The organism is candidate division KSB1 bacterium (assembly GCA_034506255.1).
Lineage (GTDB): Bacteria > Zhuqueibacterota > Zhuqueibacteria > Zhuqueibacterales > Zhuqueibacteraceae > Coneutiohabitans > Coneutiohabitans thermophilus.
Genome location: JAPDPX010000003.1, coordinates 187,801 through 208,219 on the forward strand (window position 1 = coordinate 187,801; position 20,419 = coordinate 208,219).

General features: G+C 58.9%; 11 protein-coding genes. 10 read left to right on the forward strand and 1 reads right to left on the reverse strand.

Translation table 11 applies throughout. The features are described 5' to 3' along the window. Positions 1-86: 86 nt before the first annotated feature. The 5 genes from ONB52_06925 to ONB52_06945 all read left to right on the forward strand — a co-directional run bounded on the left by ONB52_06925 (position 87) and on the right by ONB52_06945 (position 9,243). The gene (locus ONB52_06925; protein MDZ7415881.1) at positions 87-2,048 is read left to right on the forward strand and encodes a PorV/PorQ family protein; all 1,962 of its coding nucleotides are present in this window, start codon (positions 87-89) and stop codon (positions 2,046-2,048) included. 183 nt (positions 2,049-2,231) lie between these two features. After that, complete coding sequence (locus ONB52_06930; GenBank protein ID MDZ7415882.1) at positions 2,232-6,029, forward strand: SpoIIE family protein phosphatase; 3,798 nt, start codon at positions 2,232-2,234, stop codon at positions 6,027-6,029. A gap of 180 nt (positions 6,030-6,209) precedes the next feature. Then, on the forward strand, positions 6,210-6,902 hold the full coding sequence (locus tag ONB52_06935; protein ID MDZ7415883.1) for an STAS domain-containing protein: 693 nt from the start codon (positions 6,210-6,212) through the stop codon (positions 6,900-6,902). A gap of 255 nt (positions 6,903-7,157) precedes the next feature. Further along, positions 7,158-8,402: an NADP-dependent isocitrate dehydrogenase gene (gene icd / locus ONB52_06940; protein MDZ7415884.1), complete on the forward strand. Its 1,245-nt coding sequence runs from the start codon at positions 7,158-7,160 to the stop codon at positions 8,400-8,402. A 337-nt stretch (positions 8,403-8,739) separates the two neighbouring features. Further along, positions 8,740-9,243 (forward strand): hypothetical protein, encoded by a 504-nt coding sequence (locus ONB52_06945; protein ID MDZ7415885.1) that lies wholly within the window; start codon positions 8,740-8,742, stop codon positions 9,241-9,243. A gap of 341 nt (positions 9,244-9,584) precedes the next feature. On the opposite strand, the gene ONB52_06950 is transcribed toward ONB52_06945, so the two are convergent. Next, positions 9,585-10,676: a CsgG/HfaB family protein gene (locus ONB52_06950; GenBank protein MDZ7415886.1), complete on the reverse strand. Its 1,092-nt coding sequence runs from the start codon at positions 10,674-10,676 to the stop codon at positions 9,585-9,587. A 401-nt stretch (positions 10,677-11,077) separates the two neighbouring features. On the opposite strand from ONB52_06950, the gene ONB52_06955 reads away from it, so the two are divergent. The 5 genes from ONB52_06955 (at position 11,078) to ONB52_06975 (ending at position 20,380) form a co-directional block, all read left to right on the forward strand. Beyond that, a complete protein-coding gene (locus ONB52_06955; protein ID MDZ7415887.1) occupies positions 11,078-13,768 on the forward strand; it encodes a TonB-dependent receptor in 2,691 nt (896 codons plus the stop codon). A 393-nt stretch (positions 13,769-14,161) separates the two neighbouring features. Next, on the forward strand, positions 14,162-15,154 hold the full coding sequence (locus ONB52_06960) for a Gfo/Idh/MocA family oxidoreductase (protein MDZ7415888.1): 993 nt from the start codon (positions 14,162-14,164) through the stop codon (positions 15,152-15,154). A 57-nt stretch (positions 15,155-15,211) separates the two neighbouring features. Continuing rightward, the gene (locus ONB52_06965; GenBank protein MDZ7415889.1) at positions 15,212-18,517 is read left to right on the forward strand and encodes an amidohydrolase family protein; all 3,306 of its coding nucleotides are present in this window, start codon (positions 15,212-15,214) and stop codon (positions 18,515-18,517) included. A 101-nt stretch (positions 18,518-18,618) separates the two neighbouring features. After that, entirely contained in the window at positions 18,619-19,422 is an 804-nt protein-coding gene (locus ONB52_06970; GenBank protein MDZ7415890.1) for a polyphosphate kinase 2 family protein, read from the forward strand. A 541-nt stretch (positions 19,423-19,963) separates the two neighbouring features. After that, positions 19,964-20,380 (forward strand): nuclear transport factor 2 family protein, encoded by a 417-nt coding sequence (locus ONB52_06975; GenBank protein MDZ7415891.1) that lies wholly within the window; start codon positions 19,964-19,966, stop codon positions 20,378-20,380. Positions 20,381-20,419: the final 39 nt, after the last annotated feature.

Consider the following 20,419-nt stretch of genomic DNA (forward strand, 5'->3'; position numbering starts at 1 on the left):
ACATGACACATCGCGAGAGAACTCCAACCGGCACTACCCCCGGCAGGCGGGGCCGGTCAACGTTCAGAATCCCAGCAGGTGACGACATGATGCAACTGCAAACCAATGCGAACAATCCCGGCCGTGAGGGCGGGCGGGTTTGTCACGTGAGAAAAGGTCTGCCGGCCTGGCTTTCCTTCCTTGCCAGCGCGCTCCTGGCCCTGCCCGCCCAGGGGCAGGAGGGCGGCACGCATCCCCTGTTTGTCCTGGGCGTGGGTGCGCGCGCCATCGGCCTGGGGGGGGCTACAGTGGCGATGCCAACGGATGCCACCACGCTTTACTGGAATCCCGGCGGCCTGGATTTCATCCAGCAAAAGAATATCGCCCTGTTTTACACCCCGCTGATCGACGGCACCAAATATCACTTTGTCGGGTATGTGCATCCCACGCTCAATTACGGCACCTTTGGCGTCGGCTGGCTGCACTGGGACGTGGGTGACATTAAGCACGTGCGGGACGACGGCGAGATTCTGAGTGAGAACAACAGCTTTGGCCAGGATCGCATTATTATTGGCGGCGCCAAAAGTCTGAACTTTGGACTTTCGGTCGGTGCCAATCTCAAAATCGACCGGCAGGTGATTTCGATCCAGTCTGATCCGACCGCGAGCGTGGCTTTTGATCTAGGCGTGGTTTATCGCCCGGATCTCGGCGAGGGCCCGCTGCAGGACCTGGCACTGGGTGTGGCGCTGGAAAATCTGGTGATGACGCCGTTGACATTAGGGACCGCGGAGGAGACTTTCCCGCGGCTGCTGCGCGCCGGTCTCGCCAAGCCCATTCATGTCGGGGGAGGCGGCGACGCCCTCAACCTTTCCCTGTGCTATGAACAGCGGGCGCAGGCTGAAAGCCGCATGGCCTTTGGCAGCGAGTACATCTATCGCAACCAGGCCATGCTGCGCGCCGGATACAACGGCACCGTCTTCAGCTATGGCGGTGGCGTCGTCTACCAAAATTTCCAGATCGATTATGCCATGGGCAAATATGCCAACGAGGAAAGCTTCGGCGTGTTCGGCATGGAACATCGTGTGAGCCTGACGATCCACTTCGGCCGCACGAAAAATGAGCTGATTCAGCTTGCGCGCGACCGGGAAAAAGAGCGTATTGCTAAACAGATCGAGAACCAGCGCCGTTTGGAGCAGCAGACGGAATTCGACGAGCTGATGGGCAAGGGCCGGACCTATTTCCAGCAGCAGAATTATTTCCAGGCGCGCCTGAACTTCGCGCAGGCCAGCAACATCTTCCCCAACAACGAAGACGCGCTGGTGTGGAAGAGCCGGGCGGAAAAGAAGATGGAGGAAGAGGAGGCGCGCAAACAGGCCGAGATTGCCCAGGCCGAGGCCGCCAAGGTGGCGCGTGCCGACAGCATGTTCGTGGCGCAGCAACTCGAAAAAGGCAAGCGCTATTTCGACGTGGAACAGTACCGCCAGGCGATCGATGCCTGGGAGGCCGGGCTGGTGCGCGTGCCGAACAACACCGAGCTGAAGAGCTGGATCGAGCGCACCAAAACTCTGATGGAAAACCGGGTGGCGGAGATGCGCCGCCGGGCCCAAACCTACGAGGCGCAGGGCAACAATGTCGAAGCCATTCAAACGTACAACCGCCTGCTGAATGAAGCCGAGTTGAGCGCCGCGGAACGCAATGCCATTGCCGCCAAAGTGGCGGAGCTGGACCGCAAACTCACCATCGGCCAGCATTTCAACCAGGGCGTGAAGTATTACATCGACCGCCGCTATGCCGAGGCCATTGAGTCGTTCAAGCGTGCCAAGGAGGCGGAACCAAGCAACAAAACCATCGACAAATACATCTGGGATGCGGAATCCCGCCTGAATGCGCGCGAGGAAGCCTTCGCCAGCGAGGAAATTCGCAGCAAATATGTGGAAGCCCTGCGCCTCAACAAGAGCGGCCGCGCGGAGGAGGCCCTCAAGATGCTCGAGGAAATCCAGCGCCAGCAGCGCTACAACAAACGCATCCTGGATTTGATCGATCTCATCCGCGACAAGCTGCGCAAGTAAACGCCGGACTTGCATCTCTCGCAAAAAATGCCGATGTTTTGACGGGCGGCGGCCCGCAAGGGCACAAGGAAGCGCGCCTCGGCGTGCCTCCTTGTGCCTTGATTTTGCGCCACCCGCGTGTTTCCGGCCGGGGTCCCCCGCCCGCAAGCGACCATGCCTGCATGGGCCTATCGGAGAAGCCTCTTGTTCAAGCAAATCGTCAAAGAGGAACTCAAAGTTCCGGCTCATATCGACTACCTGGCGGATTTGCGTGAGTTCATTAGCCGCATCGGGAAGAAGTACGGCTTTTCCGAAAAAGTCATCAAGAACTTCAAAGTGGCGATCGATGAAGCCGCCACCAACGTCATCCGTCATGCCTACCGCGAAGTCGAAGGGGGCGGCTCCATTCTCATTCGCGCGCTGATCAAGAAAAACAGCCTCACCATCTGCCTGATCGATCAGGGCAAATACTTCGACCCCAAACATGTGCAGGCCCCCGATCTGCAGCGCTATGTGCAAATCGGCAAGCGCGGCGGTCTGGGCATTTTCATGATGCGCAAGCTCATGGACGAGGTCGATTACCGCAAAACCGAAGAAGGCAATGAGTTGCGCCTGACCAAGATGCGCGACAGCGCCCGCCTGCATCGTGGCCTGGCCAAACCCATCGCCTCCGCGGTCAAGGCCATCCCCTTTTCGCTCAAGGCCAAGTACTGGCTGCGCACCTTCGGCATCCTGCTCACGGTGATCACCGCGGGCTATTTCTACTCCTTTTTCATGCTGGAACGCACCGAGCGCGAAGCCTTTCTGAACACCCTGCGTGCCGTCGAATCCCAGGTCACCAAAGCCTTGCGCGAGCAGCCGGAAGTCCTGGATGACGTGACGGGCGATGCCCTGGTCAACCTCCTGGGCAGTCTATACCGGCCCTACAACAATCTGCTTTATGACATCGTGCTGGTGAATGAGCACGACGAGATCATCGGCCACAACAACACCGCCGCCCTGTTTCTGCCCTACAGCAAATCGGTGACGCCGGGGGAAGTCGTCGCGGACGGCATTCAATTGTATCAAGCCCCCGGCATCATTAATCCCCCCGCCGGCCCCACCGAAGTCTATGATCTCACCAGCGTTCTGCCGGTGAAGGATGCCATGGGCGGCACCAAAACTCTGCATGTCCGCGGCGCTGCCGCCTATCTGCGGGCCCGCGTTGCCGCACAGCGGTGGGAGCAGGCGCGGTTCGCCATCGTGGTGACCGTGGCGGCCGGCATCGGCTCGTTTCTCCTGATTTACATGTTGATGAATCCGCTGCGCAAGCTGACGGAGTGGATCCGGCGGGCCGGTCATGGCGAGCTCGGCGACGAGATGGACATCGACGACTCCTCGGAGATCGGAGAGATTGCGCAGGCGTTTTCAGAGATCACCAGCAAGTTTCGTGAATCGCAGAAAAACCTGGCTGATCAAGAGCGCTTGCAGCGCGAAATGCAGGTGGCGCAGGAGATTCAGCAAACGCTGCTGCCCAGCGATTTCCCGGAGCTGGAGGGCTACGAGCTGGCCAGCTATTACGAGGCCGCGCGCGAAGTGGGCGGGGATTATTATGACTTCGTCGAAGTCGACAAGGACACGCTGGGCGTGGTGGTGGCGGATGTCTCCGGCAAGGGCGTACCGGGCAGTTTGGTGATGACCATGATCCGCACCGCGCTGCGCACCGAGGCGCGCGGCGTGAAGGATGCCGCGGAAGTGTTGACCCGGGTCAACAAGTTCGTCAGCGGCGACGTGAAGAAGGGCATGTTCGTCACGCTGTTTTACGTCATCATCGACAGCAAGCGACGGCGGCTGAACTACGCCAGTGCCGGTCACAACCCAATGATCCTGTACCGCGCCTCCACGAAAAGGACCTACTATCTTAATCCGCGCGGTTTCCCGGTGGGCATTCAGCTTCCCGATGAAGACCTGTTCCGCAAGTCGATTGAGAGCGACACCATCCAACTGATGGAAGATGACATCCTGCTCATCTACACCGACGGCATCACCGAAGCGATGAACAGCCGGCGCGAGCTGTTTGGCGAAGAACGGTTGTTGAAAATTATCCGCGACTACGGCCATCTGCGGGTAAAACCCTTTGTCGAAAAAATCAAGGACGAAATCCTGTCGTTCACCGAGGGCGCCCCCCAGTCGGATGACATCACCCTGGTCGCGATCAAGGAAAAAACCTCCCCGGAAAAGGAGGAGCTGCGGCGTGCCAAGCAGGCACATCTGGCGATTCTCGCCGGTGCCAGCATTCGCGTGGCCTGTGAAACCGCCGGCATCACCACCTACGCCTATTACAACAAATACAAAAAAGAATTCGAAGAGAAGGGTTTCGAAAATTTTGAGATTGACAGCGAAACCTCGGTCGAAGCCAAACACATCGCCATCGAAGACAAAATCAAGATTTACGACATCATCAAGCACAATCCCGAATTTGGTGCCAAGCGCATCAGTGAAGAGCTCAACACCGAGAAGTATGACTTCTGCGTCATCAGCGAAAACAAAATTTATGACGAGCTGGTGCGCAGCCGGCTGAACACCCGGCAACTGCGCGAGGCGTTTGTTGCGCGCGGCATGCGCAGCAAGCGGCCGATGAAACCGCCGGGCACGCCGATGTTGACACTCAAGGGCGAAGTCATCATCACCCGGCCGCCTGCCGGCGAACCGGTTCCCGCCGAGAGCAAAACCAAACTGCCATCCGAAAAACCGGCCACGATCGAGCCGCCTGCCCGCGAACGCCAGGCGCGCGTCGTGCCGGAAAAAAGCCCGGTGGAGACGCCCGTCGTCATCTCGCGGCGCCGCCGGGACTCGGCCAAGACCGGCGGAGAAAGCGGCGTGCCGGTGCACGAACCGGTTGCGGAACAGGTGCCGCCGCCGGACTTGTCGGTCGATCCCACGATTTTTGATTTCAACGCCGCCCCGGAAACGCCGGTCGCCGACAGCACCACCACCGGCGGTCTCGACGCCATTGCGGCCACAGATTTGGATTTTGCCGAGCTTTTTGCCGGCAGCAGCGTTATCGATGAGCCAACCGTGCCGCCGGCGGTCGTGCCTGAGCCGCCGGATATTGCGCCTGTAGTGCTTCCCGAGCCGGCTGTGCAGGACGCCCGCTCTGGCGGGCGTCCGCGCGAGGAAGACTCCAGCGGTCTTATCCTCAACCGTGGTGACGACGACATCTACTCTGCGGTCGACGATCTGCTGCAGAGTGAGATCGAGTCGAATTTTGGCTTTGAAGATGGCACACCCGCGGCCGACACCCCGCCGGCCAACGGGGCGCATGAAGACACAAGTCCTGCACCGGCGGCATTGACCGGCACCACGCCGCCGATCACCACCGAAACCTCGGCACTGCCGTTCGTCGAGGTTGACGAGTTGTTGCAGTATGACTTTACCGGTGCACCCGGGGAATCGCCGGTGGCAGAAGCGCAGCCGCCAACCGGGCATGTGGAACAATCCGTGCCGGTGAGCGCAGCACCTCCTGCTGATGCGTCACCCGCGGTGGTCACCGCCAAGTTTCGCTCCGCTGCGGATGCAGCGCCTGCACCCGCGCCGGCTCCCTTGGCCGCACCACCTCCGTCAGGCAGAAACGGTGAACCCAGCGAGGAAGAGCGCGAAAAGCTGCTGATTACCGGTCTGCGCTATTACAAACGCGGGCAGTTCGACGAGGCGATCGCGGAATTTCGCCAGACGATCGCGCGCTATCCCAATTTCAAAGAAGCGCACAGCATTTTGGGCAATGCCTATTTCCGCAATCGCATGTATGAAGAAGCCCGCCGTGCCTACCAGCGGGTCAAGGAGCTGGATCCCTCGGATACCACCGCCTATGAGAACATGGGCGTGATCTTTGCCAATCGCGGTGAGTATCTTGAAGCCATGAGGGAATGGCAGCGGGTGCTGGAGATCGACCCCAGCCGTGACGATATTCGCCGCAAAATCGAGCTGGCCGCGCGCATGATGATGAAGCGCGCCCCTGCCTGACACCAAAGCCGGCGGGCTGTCAAACCGATCTGCCATTGCGCCCGGTGCCGGTCATTCGATTCTGCCAGACTTGCCGGCCGCTGCCGGCGCGGGGAGCGGCAAATCGCTGTTGACTTTGATCCCTATTCTTGTATATTGCGCAACGGTTCGAAAATAGAGAGAATGCCTCAGGAGTGAACCATGGAAGGTATTCAGGTGTCCGTGGAAAAAACCGGTGTCAACAACAACATCGCCGTGATCAAGGTCGGTGGTTACATCGATACCACCACCTCCGCCGAGCTGGAGCACGCGCTCGAAGGCTTGCTCAAGAACGGCATGAATGACATCATCATCGATCTCGGCAATGTTGACTATATCAGCAGCGCGGGCTGGGGAATTTTCATCAGTGAAATCAAAGGCATCCGGGAGAAGGGCGGCGACTTGAAGCTGGTGCGCATGATCCCCGATGTCTATGAAGTCTTCGAGCTGCTGGAGTTCCACTACATTCTGAAAGCCTTTGACACCATCGAAGAAGCCGTCAATGATTTTGATCGCAACAGCAGTTTGCCGCGCAAGACGCCCCCGCGTCCGGCTCCCAAAGCCGCCCCCGCGGATAATGGCGGCGTGATGGTCACGGATGCCCCCAGCGCCATGGTGATGGATCAACCCGCGCCCGCCAAATCCCGGAGCGGCGGCCGCAGCGTCGATGACTACATTCGCGAAATCATCGCGGAACAGCCGGAAGCCGGCACGTTCAAGATCAAACAAATGCTCTCGACCCCGCGCTTCGGCATGCATCGCCTGAGCTGGTTCGAAGTGCGGCGCCGTCTCAAAGACCTGGGCCTGGACTCCAAACAAAAACGTCTGGACTTCCTGCGCCAAAGAGCCGTCTGACCCTGGCCTCTCGTTGCGATTCTCGATGGTTCACTGCATCTGGCTGAAAACCCCGCACGCTCCGGGGTTTTTCTCGTTTTGGACAGTGTGAAATTGTTTGATGCCCGCCCTTTTTCAAATCAACCCCGGCCCCCCGGCAGACTGCCACTGCGATCCGATATGCCCCCCGCGCCTGGTTGTTGCTGGCAGGCCTGCAACATCTCATCAACGTACATGCAAGATTCACTCATATGAGAGGGACTGAGGATGGAACAGATGTCACGCATCACAAGCCCTTCCGCCGGCCACGCCATCGGCTTTGCGGAAGGCCGGCTGATTGTGCCCGATGATCCGATCATTCCGTTCATCGAAGGTGACGGCACCGGCCCTGACATTTGGCGTGCCGCCCGGGCCGTGCTGGATGCCGCCGTCGCCAAAGCCTACACGCAACGCCGCCGGATTGAATGGCTGGAGGTTTATGCGGGTGAAAAATCCGTGGCGGTGTATGGCAACAACACCTGGCTGCCGGATGAAACACTGACGACCATCAAAAAATACCGCGTGGCGATCAAAGGCCCGCTCACCACGCCGGTGGGCGGCGGCATCCGCAGTCTGAACGTGGCGCTGCGGCAATTGCTCGATCTCTACGTCTGTCTGCGACCGGTGCGCTATTTCTCCGGCGTGCCTTCGCCGGTAAAACGGCCGGAATTGGTCGACATGGTGATCTTTCGTGAAAACACCGAAGACATCTATGCCGGCATCGAATATCGCGCCGGCACCACCGAGGCCAAAAAAGTCGTCGCCTGGCTGCAGACTGAAATGGGCGTGCAGAAAATCCGCTTCCCGGAAACCTCCAGCATCGGCATCAAGCCGGTTTCGAGCGAAGGCTCCAAGCGGCTGGTGCGCGCGGCGATCAGATATGCCCTCGCCCACAAACGCAAATCCGTCACCCTGGTGCACAAAGGCAACATCATGAAATTCACCGAGGGCGGGTTTCGGGACTGGGGCTATGAGGTGGCGTGCGAAGAGTTCCGTGAGCAAACCGTGAGCTGGGAAGAATGCGGCGGCAAGCCGCCGGCCGGCAAACTGCTCATCAAGGACGCCATTGCCGATGCCTTCCTGCAGCAAATCCTCACCCGCCCGGATGAATACGACGTCATCGCCACGCTCAACCTCAACGGTGACTACATCTCCGACGCGCTCGCCGCGCAAGTGGGCGGCATCGGCATCGCGCCCGGCGCGAATATCAATTATGACACCGGCTATGCCATCTTCGAAGCCACCCACGGCACCGCGCCCAAGTATGCCGGCCTCGACAAAGTCAACCCTGGTTCGGTCATTCTCTCCGGCGCCCTGATGCTGGAATACCTGGGGTGGAACGAGGCCGCGCGCCTGATTGAAACCGCCCTGGCGAAAACGATTCAGCAGAAAATCGTGACCTATGATTTCGCCCGTTTGATGGAGGGCGCGCAAGAAGTGAAATGCTCGGAGTTTGGGCAGGCGTTGATCGCAAACATGTAGTGCGCGCTTGCCTGCAAACGTGAGTTTGTTGAGAGAGGACTGCTGCCACAGCCCGGCGGGATACATGGATTTTTCGACTCTCCTGATTGTGAAAGCTCCGCCGCAGCCGGGTCTGAACATTAGCCGAAGAATGTAACCAAAAACCTGCAGCAAGCGGGCGGCGGGCCCGCCTTGCTGCAGGTTTTTTTGTCACACGCTTGTGACCGCCCGCCGTTTGCCCTTCCGCATTGGCCCTGCAGAGGCTGTAATATCGAGCGAACAATTTGCCGCCGTGCCAGTTTTGCCGGCAAAGTTGACCTTCATTTGCTCGGTTTCAGCCATCGAAAGGATTAACTCCATGAACAACTTTTCCCGCCGGTCAGCCCTGCTGTATGCGCTTGCATTTCTGACATGCGCAGTAATACCGCGCCCTGCCCACGCCCAGAATCAGGAAATCAAACGCACCTGGGGTGTCTCGACCTATTTGCAGACGGCGCCGGTCACTATTGTCATCCCCATCTGGCTCACGCCACAATTTGTGCTGGCCCCTCTGCTGAATGTCAACTATCAGGAGAAAGCGGCCACCACTCTGGGGGCGGGCTTTGCCTTGCGCATCTACCCATCCATGCAGCGCGTCGCCCCCTATTGGGGCGTGAATGGGCGGGCAATCAACATCAACCTCAGCGGCCCCGGCGGCAGTGCAACCGGTTATGCCGGCAGCATTTATTTCGGGGGCGAATTTTTCATCAATCCCAAATTCAGCCTGGGCGTGGAGCCGGGAATATCCATCACGCTGCCGCCCAATTCCGGCCCCATTAACGTGGCCACCACCACGTTGATGGTCGCCACGGCTCATTTTTAGTGCCCGTGCGAAATTTGCCGACTTTCAAAGATGGTTTTTGCTACGGTTTGACCGTTGCCTCACCATCTCCAGAGTCTTCACGATATCCGGCTTTGAGCAACCCCGGGTCAACCGGGGTTGAAAATTTTCGGACGGACACTTTTCAATCTGCGGCTCAGGGGGAAAAGCGGAGGGAACGTTGCTGCAGCGGCCTCCGGTGTGCTTCGCACAGAGGCCGCTGACCACGGGGAAAGTTTTTTCACTGCGGAACCGGCATCTTCGCACGGGTCATTCCCGCCGCTGCGACGGGGCAAGTCTGATTGCCTGGTGTGCGCAACAATGCCGGAGGAAGGAGGTCGTGCTCAATAGAAAATCTCCGCCGACCACACCACATTCGGCGACCAGTCGGCGTTGCCACTCACATGCCGCATGCCGGCGCTGAACCAGCCCTGATAATTGCCCAGCACCCCGGTCTTGCTCGTGCGTTTGATGCGCAACTTGCCTTTCTCCATGCTCTCCACCACCAGTTCGGCAGTCACCGCGCTTTTGTTCAGGAAATAAGTGGCTTCGAAATTGTTGCTCTCGCCCAGGCGGCGCCAGATGCCGGTGAAATCCCCCTCTCTTACCACCCATACTGCGCCCATGCCGCTTTGTGTGTTTGGCGCTTCGAAATAAGGCTCGCCCTGCCAGGCCACCTGGGCAGACCAGGTGGCGCCACCGTGAAAGCCGCGACCATCCACATCCGCCGTGCCGTGATAGGTGCCCAGCAGCCTGCCCTGGTCCGTGCGTTTGATTTCCAATGCGCCGCCGGCGGGCTCGGCCATCGTCAGCTCGGCGCGCAGGCCGGTTTTGCTGGGGAACCAGACCGCGTCGAAAACGTTGCTTTGGCCGCGCCGCGTCCATATCCCGGTGAAATCACTTTCCTGCACCAGCCAGATGCGGCCGAGCGTGGTTTCGCTGACCGTGCCGCCGCTGCTGGTGCCCTCTTCGGAAATGACCTTGGCCAGGCTCGAGCACATGTTGGAGATCTCGTCTTCGCTGTTGCCGCGAATGTTCTGGCTTTTCCTCACCTCGGCGGTTTGCACATCGATGAAGCGTGAGTTGAGTGTGAAGGTTCTGCCGGTGCGCACCAGACTGCCCACCACCACCATGCGCGCCCCCAAAATCTTGCCGATCTCGACCATGGCTTGTTCATCCACAGCACCGGAAAGTTGCAGGCTTTGCTCCTGCATCACCTTCATGAGCTGGGAACGCTCGATGATGCGGTAGGTGCCGAGGCTGCCCAGTTCGGTGCGCAAAATCTCGGAGGCCGCCAGCCCCAGGGAGGAGTCGCAGCCGATGCTTTGAAAATCCAGCACCGCGATGCGCGGTTTCTCCTCCTGTCCGGGGCTCGCGGTGACGACACAGAAGAGGAAAAGCAGGATGGCAAGCCAACCAGTGTCTTTGAACCTCATGCAACAACCCCTTTCCGGTTGAACAGCGGATCTCTCCAGACAATTGCAGGCATGGACCCGGCATCCTTGTCAACCTCGTTGTCCAGCCCGGCGTTCGCGTCACGAAGCGCGGCGCAATGTCTGAAATAAAGGCGAAATTCTCAAGCTAAAGTTTGCCGCAGTGCCGCACGCATGCGCGGAGAACGACGGTGCGCGGGGCCCCGGTTCGACAACGCTCGCGGCGGTATGAGCTGACGCTCTCGCAGCCGGCCAGACGGGGCTTGCGCGGCCAGGCAGACGGCAATCTCAAAAAAAAAAGATTGACAAGCTGAAAGAGATGATTATTTTTTGACTATTCAACCCCGCCCGGGATTTTTTTGTAATGAATCCCGGTCTCTATTCACCATCTTCAGGGAGGAAATATGCAGAAACGCAGCATTCACCGACAATGGCTGCTGGCCATGCTCCTGGCGCCGGGATTGGCACTGTCCCAGGTGTTGACCGGAACAGTTACGGGCGATGGCTCGGCTTTGGTCGGGGCCACCGTGCTGGCGAAAGGCACCAAACGCGGAACCGTCACGGACGCGAATGGCAAGTATTCTCTCAAGCTGGAGCCCGGAACCTATGAGATCGTCTTTTCACTCCTGGGCTACGCCAAGCGCACAGAAACGGTGACGCTCGCCGAGAACGAGGAACGACAACTGAACGTTGATCTGCGCTCGCAGGCGCTGGCGAGCAAGGAAGCGGTGGTTATTGTCGGTACGCGTGCCTATGCCCGCACAGTCACGGACTCCCCGCTGCCGATCGACATTCTGCCGGTGCAGGAGTTGTCACGCACGGGCCAGAACAGCTTCGACAAAATGCTGCAGCACCGCGTGCCCTCCTTCAGCACGGTGCAAACGCCGGTGAACGACGCCACCGCGCTGCTGGATCCGTGGGAGATCCGCAACATGGGGGTGAGCCGCACCCTCATTCTCATCAACGGCAAGCGCAAGAATCTGAGCTCGCTGGTTTACACGCAAACCTCGCCCAGCCGCGGGGAAAGCGCAGTCGACCTCTCCGCGATTCCGGTGGATGCCATCTCGCGTGTCGAAATTTTGCGGGATGGTGCCTCGGCGCAATACGGCTCCGACGCGCTGGCGGGGGTTGTCAACATCGTGTTGAAGGATGACACCCAGGGCGGCTATTACACCATCAGCACCGGCATCACCGGCAAGGGGGATGGCGAACGCATCGGCATCTCGCTCAACAACGGCAACGCGATTTTTGACGACAAGGGTTTCATCAATTACACCGTGGATTTCTCACGCGTCAACGAGGCGCGGCGCTCGGGAGTGGTGGACGCCGAGGGCGAGGCCTCCGATTTTGGCGCCGACATCAACGATGTGAGAGCGTTCCTGGCACGCGACAAATATGCCGGCAACCGCAACTCCTCGCCGGCCACCTCGGCCGCCAAGTTTCTGGTCAACAGCGGGGTCAATCTTTCCGATAACACCGAGCTTTACGGCAACGCCGCCTACATTTACAAAAAGGTAAACTCCTTCGCCAACTACCGCACGCCCTACTGGCGCACACTGGCGGATTATCCCTATCTCAAAGACTTTTTCGGCGACGGCACACCAGCCTCCTACCAGGGCTATCTCCCCACCTTCGACGGCGATCTGGTGGATTACAACGCCACCTTCGGCCTGCGTTCGAGCAAGGGCGGCTGGAAGTATGATGTCAGTTACACCCTGGGCTTCAACAGCCAGGATTACACCGTGCTGAACTCGCACAACCGTTCTGACATCAGGGATGCCAATGGCGTCAACGTCTATCGCGAGAACAGCCCGATCAATTTCAAGCCGGGCGGCAGCAAGTTTTCGCACAAAGTGGGCAACCTCGACATCTCCAAGGCGGTCAACGAGCAGTTGCACCTCGGTTTTGGCAGCGAGTTTCGCAGCGAAACCTTCGAGATAACCCCCGGTGATCAGGCCTCCTGGGACGGCATCGGCGCCGATTCCTTTGCCGGCAACCGCCCGGAGAACTCCGGAATCTTCAGCCGCTTCAACTTCGGCGGTTACCTCGACATCGCCTATGATGTCAGCAAGCAATTCCTGCTGTCTGCCACGCTGCGCAACGAATACTACAGCGATTTCGGCAATGCCTTCGTTTACAAACTCAGCTCGCGCATCAAGACTCCTGATGACCGGTTGACGCTGCGCGGCTCCTACTCCACCGGTTTCAAGGCGCCCACCCTGCATCAAATCTACACCCAGCGCGCGCAGTACAGCTTCGTACCCGGCCAGGGCGTTCAGGTCATCGGTCTGATCAACAACGTCTCCCCGCAGGCGCGGCTGCTGGGTGTCAAACCGCTGGATCCCGAGAAGTCCCGCAACCTGACGTTCGGCGTGGGCGCCAACCTGACCTCCAGCCTCAACCTCACGCTCGACTACTACGACATCGAAGTCGATGATCGCATCGTCATCAGCAACCGCGTGGCCACCAGTGGGGGTGAGCTGGAATTCTTCACCAATTCCATCGACACCAAAACCACCGGCCTGGATGTGGTGGTCGATTACAAAAACATCGCCTTGCGGCCGGGCTCTCTGAATCTGTCGCTGGCCGGCAACATCAATTTGCAAAACAAGCGTGTCGGTGACATCCTCAAAGTCAGGGGCGTCGATGTCATCGATGCCACCCAGGAGGCCCTCTTCTTCACCTCCCGGCCCAAGCAGAAATTCGTGACCAATGCCACCTACACCATGCGCCGCGTGGAAATTGGTCTGAATGCCACCTACTTCGGCAAAACCGAATTTCACCAAACCGGTCTTGACCCCAACCTCAAGACCGTCTTTCAGCCCAAGATCGTCACCGACCTGGCGTTGACCTACGATCTTTTTCACAATATCAGCGTCAGCGCCAACATCAACAACCTGCTCGACGTGATCCCCGAGTGGAAATTCGAGGCGCTCAATGATGCCGGCCGTGCGATTCTGGCAGATCCGGCGCAGACCAAGGTGCAACGCAATCTGGTCACCTTCAACGGCCGTTACGACATCATGACCTACGACGGGTTCCACTTCAGCCAGTTGGGGCGGATTTTCAGCCTGAGTTTGACACATCGCTTTTAGCGGAGGCCTCGAACGCAGCGCACAAGCCGTCCGGATTACCGGACGGCTTTTTTGTTGTTTCGCCGGCAACCCCGGCACGATTGACCGTGCGACTGCGGCAGGCCGTCACCCCTGCCGCGCCGCTGCTTTTGTTGGCAGTTGTAATGCCCCTGACGAGCGCTGCCAGACACCGCGGCGCAGCATCCGTCGGAATGAGACAGCATGATCCGCGCAAACTCCCTCCGCTATGTTGCGGACCATGGCTGCCTGTGAGAACCTGCCGCCGCAAACGCCCTCTCTGGCAATCAGTCATTTGCGCCGCGCCGACTGGACATTGGCGGCGAAATTGCTATCTTGCGAGGCATGAACCCCCCAACCGTGGACCTGCAGGCCACCATCACCGTGGAAGCGAACATGCAACAGCGAAAAATCCGCTGGGGCATTCTCAGCACCGGCCGGATTGCACAGGCTTTTGCGCAGTCACTGGCTGTTCTGCCGGATGCGCAACTGCACGCGGTCGGCTCGCGCCGCGCGGCCGCGGCAGAAGCCTTCGGCGCGCGTTTCAATGTGCCCCGGCGCCATGCCAGTTATGCCGCGCTTGCTGCGGATGAAGAAGTCGAAGTGATTTACATCGGCACCCCGCACTCTCTGCACGCCGAGAACTGCCTGTTGTGCCTGCAGGCCGGCAAAGCGGTGTTGTGCGAGAAGCCGTTCACCATCAACGCCGCTGAAGCGGAAACCGTCATTCAATTTGCCCGCCATCAGCGGCGCTTTTTGATGGAGGCCATGTGGACGCGCTTCCTGCCGGCCGTGGTGCAGGTGCGCGAGTGGCTGGCGGAGGGGATGATTGGCGAGCCGCGTCTGCTGCTCGCCGATTTTGGTTTTCGCGCCGAGTTCGATCCCGCCAGCCGGTTGTTCGCGCCCGAGTTGGGGGGTGGTGCGCTGCTGGACGTCGGCATTTATCCGCTCGCCCTGGCCGCAATGATCTTCGGGCCGCCGCAACGCCTCGCCAGCATGGCGCATCTTGGCCCCACCGGTGTCGATGAGCAATGCGGCATGATTCTCGGCTATGACGGCGGTGCGCTCGCCCTTCTGGCCGCCGCCAATCGCAGCGAAACGCCCAAGGAAGCGACCATCATCGGCAGCGCAGGCCGCATCACGCTGCATGCCCCCTTTTTCAAAACCACCCGCGTCACGCTGGCGCGCCACGGCCGGCCGGAACAAACGGTGCAGGCACCCTACGAAAGTTTCGGGTATCAATACGAGGCCGCTGAGGTGATGGCCTGTTTGCGTGCCGGCCGGCTGGAAAGCGAAATCATGCCGCTGGATGAGTCCCTGCAGCTCATGCAAACCATGGACGAAATCCGCCGGCAGTGGGGGTTGCGCTATCCCTGCGAAATGACGTGAGAAAGATTTTTGAGCTGGAGCAACCAAGATTTCCACCATCCCATGAGGAGGAGTGTGATGTGTCAAACGAAATACCCCGTGCTGGTTGCCTGTCTGGGCCTGCTGATCCTGCTGCAAAGCATGCCGGCACAGCCGCACGCCGCCGGCGATACTGCGAAAACCAGTGCGAAGAAAGCGGAGAAGAAGGAGTGGGATGTCACCGCGCCCCACGGCCCGACGAAAGAAATTGCCTTCACCACCAGTGAAGGCACGTGGATGAATCTCGATGTCAGCCCGGATGGCCGGGAAATTGTGTTCGATCTGCTCGGCGACATTTACCTCATGCCCATCACCGGCGGCGAAGCAAAACTGCTCAGCGGCGGCCCGGCCTTCGATGTGCAACCGCGCTTCAGTCCCGACGGCAAGCGCATCAGCTTCACCAGCGACCGTTCCGGCGGGGACAATATTTGGATCATGCAACGCGACGGCTCCAAACCCAGGCAGGTGACCAGGGAGGATTTTCGGCTGCTCAACAATGCGGTGTGGACGCCCGACGGCAATTATCTCATTGCGCGCAAGCATTTCACCAGCACGCGCTCGCTGGGCGCGGGCGAGATGTGGCTCTATCATGTCACCGGCGGCGAAGGCCTGCCGCTCACCAGGCGCAAGAACGATCAGCAGGACGCCGGCGAGCCGGCAGTTTCCCCGGACGGCCGCTACCTCTATTTCAGCGAGGACATGAGCGGCGGCAATACGTTTCAGTACAACAAGGATCCCAACGGCCAGATCTATGTCATCCGCCGTCTCGATCGCGAGACGGGTGACTTGAAAAATTATGTCACCGGCGCCGGCGGTGCGGTGCGGCCGCAGCCCTCGCCCGACGGCAAGTATCTCGCCTTCGTGCGGCGCGTGCGCCTGAAAAGTGTGCTCTATCTGCAGGATGTGAGCACCGGCGAGCAAATTCCCCTTTACGACGGCTTGAACAAGGATCAGCAGGAGACCTGGGCCACTTTCGGCGTTTATCCCAACTATGCCTGGACACCGGACAGCAGAAATATCGTGATCTGGGCGCAGGGCAAAATCTGGCGCATCGACATCGCCACGAAGCAGGCCACTCAGATTCCCTTTACCGTCCACGTCAAACAAACTGTCACCGAAGCCCTGCATTTCCCGCAAACTGTTCACCCGGATTCATTCACCGTGAAAATGATTCGTGACGCCGTGACTTCACCCGATGGCAGGACACTGGTCTTCAGCGCCGTGGGCGCGCTGTGGAAGAAAGTCCTGCCCAACGGCAAGCCCAGGCGCCTGACCAACAGCGCGCTGCATGAATTTTTCCCGGCATTCAGCCCCGACGGCCAGTGGGTGGTCTATTCCACCTGGAGCGACACGGCCCTGGGCGGTCTGTATAAAGTCAAGCTCGATGGTCGCCAGCCGGTCAAACTCACACGGCGCAAGGGTTATTATCTCACGCCCTCGTTCTCCCCGGATGGCAGGAAGATCGTCTATCAACGCACGGGTGGCAACTCGCTGCTCGGTTTCGCGCATGGCGTGGAGCCGGGTTTGTATTGGATGTCTGCCGAAGGCGGCGAGGAACATTTCATTCAAGAAGAAGGTTATGCTCCGCGCTTCAATCGCATGAGTGACCGTATTTTCTTCCTCAGCGGCGGCGGGCTGGAGAAAAAATACAAGAGTGTCCGCCTCGATGGCGGCGGGGAACGCACGCATTTCAGTTTGAAGTATGTCAATCAAATCGTGCCCAGCCCCGATGAGCAATGGGTGGCTTTCACCGAGCTGTTCAATGCCTATATCGCGCCGTTCCCGCAAACCGGCGGAGCGATTGACCTGCACAGCGGCACCAAGGCGCTGCCCGTGAAGCGTGTCACACGTGATGCCGGTGATTATCTGCACTGGTCCGGCGACAGCCAGAGGCTGTACTGGCTGATCGGCCCGGAATTGTTCTCGCGCGAGCTGCGCCAGAGTTTTACCTTTCTCCCGGGCGCGCCCGACAGCGTTGCGGGCCCGGATTCCGTCGGGTTGCAGATCGGTTTGAAATTGATGACGGATGTGCCTGCCGGCAAGCTCGCGTTCACCGGCGCGCGCCTTATCACCATGCGCGGCGATGAGGTGATTGAGAACGGCACGATCGTGATCGAAGGCAATCGCATCGCTGCGATCGGCCGGGCGAATGAAGTCAACATTCCTGCCGACGCCAAGCGCATCGAGGCCGGCGGTAAAACCATCATGCCGGGCCTCATCGATGTGCACGCACACGCGGATCATTTTTTCACCGGCTTGCTGCCGCAGCAGAGCTGGGCCTATTTCGCCAATCTTGCCTACGGCGTGACCACCATGCACGACCCCTCCGCCAACACGGCAACGGTGTTCACGCTGGCTGAAATGGTTGCTGCCGGCAAAATCATCGGGCCGCGCGTGTACTCCACCGGCACGATTCTCTACGGCGCCGACGGCGATTTCAAGGCCGTGATCAACAGTCTCGAGGAGGCGCGCTCACATCTGCGCCGGCTGAAGGCGGTGGGCGCCTTTTCGGTGAAGAGTTACAATCAACCGCGCCGCAACCAGCGCCAGCAGGTGCTGCAGGCGGCGCGCGAGTTGAACATGCTGGTGGTTCCCGAAGGCGGATCGTTTTTTTATCACAACCTGTCAATGGTGATCGACGGCCACACCGGCATCGAGCATTCGATCCCGATCGCGCCGGTTTATCAGGATGTCCTGCAACTGTGGGGCGGCAGCGGCACGGCCTACACCCCGACCTTGATCGTGGGCTATGGCGGCATCTGGGGCGAGAATTATTGGTACCAGAAAACCAATGTGTGGGAAAAGCAGCGCCTGCTGCAGTTCACCCCCCGTCCCCTCGTCGATGCCCGCGCGCGGCGGCGCATGATGATCCCCGACGATGATTTTGGCCATATCGGCAATGCACGGGTGGCCAAGGCTTTGAGCGACGCCGGCGTGAAAGTGAATCTCGGCGCGCACGGCCAGTTGCAGGGTCTGGGCGCGCATTGGGAATTGTGGATGTTCGTGCAGGGCGGCATGACGCCGCTCGAAGCGATTCGTGCGGCCACGCTGAACGGCGCCGAATACATCGGCATGGGCAAAGAGTTGGGTTCACTCGAACCCGGCAAGCTCGCCGATTTGATTGTGCTGGAGAAGAATCCGCTGGAGAACATTCAAAACACGGAATTCATCACGCTGGTGATGAAAAACGGCCGGCTGTACGATGCCGAAACCATGAATGAGACCGGCAACGTCTCGCGGCCGCGGCTGCCGTTTTACTGGGAGCATGCCAAAACCAGTGACGCGTTTGTGTGGAAGGGCGCAGGTGTGGGTTTTGGCGAAGTGAAGTGCGGATGTATGCACTGACAATCGGATTAGTGGATTGAGGGATCGGCAGCAGCCTTAACCTGCAACCATCCAAAAATCCAACGTTCCAGAAGATAACGACTCATAAGCAGGAAAAGGCTATGAAACAACCTCTCTTGATTTCCCCAAATGAAAAGATTCGCCTGCAAGATTTTGATCCCGGTTACACCGGTAAATATAAAGATAAAGACGAGGCGAAAAAGAATTTGGAAAAGAATCTCGCCCGGCTGGATGAATTGCAGGAAGTCATGTATGCCGAAGGCAAGCATGCCCTGCTTATTGTTTTGCAAGGAATGGACACCAGCGGCAAAGACGGCGTGATCGAGCATGTCATGTCGAGCGTGAATCCCCAGGGCGTGCGCGTGGCCAGTTTCAAAACGCCGACGCCGGAGGAATTGTCGCACGATTTCTTGTGGCGCATTCACCAGCACGTGCCGCCGCGCGGCTACATCGCCATTTTCAACCGCTCGCATTATGAAGATGTGTTGATCGTGCGCGTGCGCAATCTTGTGCCCAAAGAAATCTGGAAGAAACGTTACGACCACATCAACAACTTCGAAAAGCTGCTGGCGGACAGCGACGTCACCATCCTCAAATTCTTCCTGCATATTTCGAAAGACGAGCAGAAAAAGCGGCTGGAGGAACGCCGCGACGATAAAACCAAGCAATGGAAATTCAATATCGGCGATTTGAAAGAACGCGCGTTGTGGGATGATTACATGCAAGCCTACGAAGACGCGATCAACAAATGCAACACGCCCTGGGCACCGTGGCATATCGTTCCCTCGAACAAGAAGTGGTATCGCAATCTGGTGATTTCCGAATGTATCGTCGCGGCGTTGGAGGGTTTGCAGATGAAATATCCGCCTGCGCCCGAGGGGATCGAGAAAATTGTGGTGGAGTGAGTTTGACCCTGCCCGGGCGCTGCGAGCGCCCGGGCAGTTAGCATCCCCTCGCCTCTACTATTTCGACATGAGCGGCAAGCACGGGTGTCCTCATGCGGCTGTCCGCGCGCGGACTGCCGCATTGGGATGAAGATCTTTTCGAATCTTGTTCATGGGGTAAACCCTCCCCTGCTAGATGCCCCCGGCACCATAAATCAATTTCAAGTAAGGCTCATAGGGCTGTTGCCATGCGTGATTGAAGACAGCCCCCTGACAATGATCGTCACGAGTGCGAGAGGCGCTGCTGTTGTCATGGTCTTTTTCGAGCCATTTTCGCCAGGATGATTACCGCAGGCCGTCATATTGCTGATGACTTGCGTGCCCCGGCGAATAAACCCGCGGCATGACATGACAGCGCGGGAATTGCTCGCCAGCGTGCACGAACACAGGTAAGCCGTCATTTGTGCACAGGAGAATTTCCCGGCTCACAGGCAATCCAGTGCCATCTGCCGTTCGTATCTGAGAAGTGCAATCACTACAACCCATCTACTCGAGGAAAATCATGGCCAATCATCTTGACACCGTTGCCGCCATTTATGCGGCGTTTGGCAAGGGCGATATTCCGGGCATCATCCAGCATTTGTCCGACAACGTGCAGTGGGAGGCGTGGGCGGACAATTCCGCACAAAAGGCCGGCGTGCCGTGGCTGCAAGCGCGCTCGGGCAGGGCCGGCGCCTTGCAATTCTTTGAAATCGTTGGCACGTTAAAAATCAGAGAGTTTCAAGTGTTGTCGCTGCTGGCCGGCGGCAATCAAGTCGCCGCCGAGTTCGTCATTGAATTCGAAGCGCCGGACACCGGCGCCATTTGCCGCGATGAGGAGATGCACTTGTGGACGTTTGACGGCAACGGCAAAGTCATTCGCTTGCGGCATTATGCCGACACCGCCAAGCACATCACAGCGGCAGGGAAGGGGAATTAACAATAGCAGATTGCGGAATTTGACCGTTCTCAATCTGGT

Coding starts and splice junctions, on each gene's coding strand:
- ONB52_06925 (MDZ7415881.1), top strand. CDS start 87: ATGATGCAACTGCAAACCAATGCGAACAATCCCGGCCGTGAGGGCGGG.
- ONB52_06935 (MDZ7415883.1), top strand. CDS start 6,210: ATGGAAGGTATTCAGGTGTCCGTGGAAAAAACCGGTGTCAACAACAAC.
- icd (MDZ7415884.1), top strand. CDS start 7,158: ATGTCACGCATCACAAGCCCTTCCGCCGGCCACGCCATCGGCTTTGCG.
- ONB52_06945 (MDZ7415885.1), top strand. CDS start 8,740: ATGAACAACTTTTCCCGCCGGTCAGCCCTGCTGTATGCGCTTGCATTT.
- ONB52_06950 (MDZ7415886.1), bottom strand. CDS start 10,676: ATGAGGTTCAAAGACACTGGTTGGCTTGCCATCCTGCTTTTCCTCTTC.
- ONB52_06955 (MDZ7415887.1), top strand. CDS start 11,078: ATGCAGAAACGCAGCATTCACCGACAATGGCTGCTGGCCATGCTCCTG.
- ONB52_06960 (MDZ7415888.1), top strand. CDS start 14,162: ATGCAACAGCGAAAAATCCGCTGGGGCATTCTCAGCACCGGCCGGATT.
- ONB52_06965 (MDZ7415889.1), top strand. CDS start 15,212: ATGTGTCAAACGAAATACCCCGTGCTGGTTGCCTGTCTGGGCCTGCTG.
- ONB52_06970 (MDZ7415890.1), top strand. CDS start 18,619: ATGAAACAACCTCTCTTGATTTCCCCAAATGAAAAGATTCGCCTGCAA.
- ONB52_06975 (MDZ7415891.1), top strand. CDS start 19,964: ATGGCCAATCATCTTGACACCGTTGCCGCCATTTATGCGGCGTTTGGC.